Genomic DNA, 2,515 nt, shown 5'->3' with positions numbered 1-2,515 from the left:
GTCGGGGCCGGAACGCCCCGAGCGGACCTCACATGTGCACCACGGGCGCCGCGTCGGGGTCGGTGGCCGGTACGTCGCGCCGGTAGAGGATGACGCTGATGACCAGACCGGCGGCGAAGAAGGCAGCCGACCACCAGTAGGCGGTGGAGTAGCCCTCAAGACCGGCCTGCGCGAGGACGGCGGGGTCCTTGGGGTTCCGGCCGGCCAGGCAGTCGGTGACGGCGCTGGTGGAGAGGGTGTTGAGCAGGGCGGTACCGAGGGAGCCGCCGACCTGCTGCATGGTGTTCACGGCGGCGGAGGCGACACCGGCGTCCTCGGCCTTCACCCCGGCCGTGGCCAGGCTCATGGCCGGGGCCATCACCAGGCCGAGGCCGAGTCCCGCCACGATCAGCGGGGGCAGGATGTCGGTGGCGTAGCCGCTGCTGAGGCCGAGACCGGTCAGCCACGCCATGCCGGCCGCGGCGAGGCCCATGCCCAGCGGCACGACCGCCTTGGGGCCGATGCGGGGGATCAGCACGGTGGAGGCGAGCGTCGAGGACAGCATGAGCGCGCCGACCATCGGCAGGAAGGCCAGTCCGGTCTTGATGGGGGTGTAGCCCAGGCTCTGCTGCAGGTAGTAGGTGAGGAAGAGGAAGACACCGAACATGCCGGCGCCGGTGATCAGGATGGAGACGAAGGAGGCGCCGCGGTTGCGGTCGAGCAGGACGCGCAGGGGCAGCAGAGGGTGGGTGGAGCGGGTCTGCCACCAGGTGAACGCGGCGAGCAGGACAGCGCCGGCGACCAGGAAGCCCCAGGTCTGCACCGAGCTCCAGTCGTGGCTCTCGGCGTTCGCGAAGCCGTAGACCAGGCAGAACAGGCCGCCGGAGACGAGGACCGCGCCGGGGATGTCGATGGTGGCGCTCTTGTCGCGGGTGGTGCGCTGAAGCAGGAGCATGCCGCCGACGCAGGCGACAGCGGCGAAGACCAGGTTGACGTAGAGGGTCCACCGCCAGTCGAGGTGCTCGGTCAGGAAACCGCCGAGGAGCAGGCCGATGGCGCCGCCCGCGCCGGCGATGGCGCCGTACACGCCGAAGGCCTTGGCGCGTTCCTTGGCGTCGGTGAAGGTCGTGGTCAGCAGGGACAGGGCGGCCGGGGCGAGCAGGGCACCGAACAGACCCTGCGCGGCCCGCGCGACGATGAGCACCTCGAAGCTGCCGGCGGCACCTCCCAGCGCGGAGGCCCCGGCGAAGCCGACCAGGCCGACCAGGAAGGTCATCTTCCGCCCGAACAGGTCGGCTATGCGTCCGCCGAGCAGCAGCAGGCTGCCGAAGGCGAGCGCATAGGCGGTGACGACCCACTGCCGGTCCCCGTCGGAGAAGCCCAGATCCTTCTGGGCCGAGGGAAGCGCGATGTTCACGATCGTCCCGTCCAGCACCACCATGAGCTGGGCCAGCCCGATGACGGCGAGGATCCACCAGCGATGAGGCGATGGTGTGTCGGCGGACGGAAGGGCGGACACGGGGGCCGCGCCGGCCGTGTCGGTGGAGGTCTTGGGCATGACGGAACTCCAGAAGAAGCAGGGCAAGGGGATCGGACGTCCGGTGGTGATGCGGTGCGGGACGGCTGCGTCGACGGAGCTCGTCACGTGGACCGGCCGGTGTGATGGCCGGTGATCCGGTCGAGTGACCTCGCGGACTGTCTGACACCCGTCAGATTAGTCTGAATCTGACAGGTGTCAAGTAAGCTGGCGGAGGGTCCCTAGGATGGCCCGGAGCACGAACAGCGCAGGACGCACGCATGGAGGCAGTCGTGGGAGCAAGAGCCGAATCCGCTCGACGGCCGGGGCGCCCCGGCGCTGACACTCCCGCGGTCCCCGCGGAGGAGAGCATCCTGCGGCGCGGGCTGGAGGCCTTCGCCGAACTGGGCTACGACCACGCCTCCGCGCGCGAGCTGGCCCGTCGCCTGGGCGTCAGCCACAACTTCATCAACGACCGGTACGGCTCCAAGGCCGCCTTCTGGCGCGCGGTGGTGGACCACGCGCTGGGAGCGCAGCTCGCGCGCCTGCCGCAGGTGGATGACGCGGTCGACGACGCCGAGGCCCTGCGGCGCATCATCACCGGCTTCTACCGGACCGCCGCGGACGAGCCGTTGATGGGACGGCTCTTCGTCAACGAGTTCACCCGGGACACCGAGCGGCTGGACTACCTGTACGAGAACTACATCGCGCCGACCCTGCAGCTCATGGCGCCCGGCATCGAGCGGCTCGTGGCCGCGGGGCGTATGGCGCCCGTCCCGATGGACGTGCTGTTCTTCGCGGTCATCCCGCCCGTCTCGGGAATGGTGGAGGTCCCTCTGGCGCGCCGCCTCGGCCGGCCCGACGACGCCTCACCGGAACAGCTCACGGCCACGGCGGAGGCACTGGCGACGTTGGTGGTCAACGGCCTGCTGGGCTCGGGATCAGCGACGTGAGCCGACGTCGGGACGCCGGGGCGGGAAGCGCCGCACTCGCGCTTCCCGCCCTCCCCAGTGACACCCC

General features: G+C 70.7%; 2 protein-coding genes. One reads left to right on the top strand and one right to left on the bottom strand.

The window, feature by feature from the left end; translation table 11 throughout:
- Positions 1-28: 28 nt before the first annotated feature.
- Positions 29-1,537 carry an MFS transporter gene (locus ACFTZL_RS43945; protein WP_382595969.1) on the bottom strand — a complete coding sequence of 503 codons (1,509 nt, stop codon included), beginning with the start codon at positions 1,535-1,537 and terminating at the stop codon, positions 29-31.
- 239 nt (positions 1,538-1,776) lie between these two features.
- Here ACFTZL_RS43945 and ACFTZL_RS43940 point away from each other — a divergent pair, with 239 nt between their 5' ends.
- A complete protein-coding gene (locus ACFTZL_RS43940; protein ID WP_382595966.1) occupies positions 1,777-2,448 on the top strand; it encodes a TetR/AcrR family transcriptional regulator in 672 nt (223 codons plus the stop codon).
- Positions 2,449-2,515: the final 67 nt, after the last annotated feature.

The organism is Streptomyces sp. NPDC056948 (assembly GCF_042674225.1).
Lineage (GTDB): Bacteria > Actinomycetota > Actinomycetes > Streptomycetales > Streptomycetaceae > Streptomyces > Streptomyces purpurascens.
This window is presented reverse-complemented; position numbering and strand designations above follow the sequence as displayed.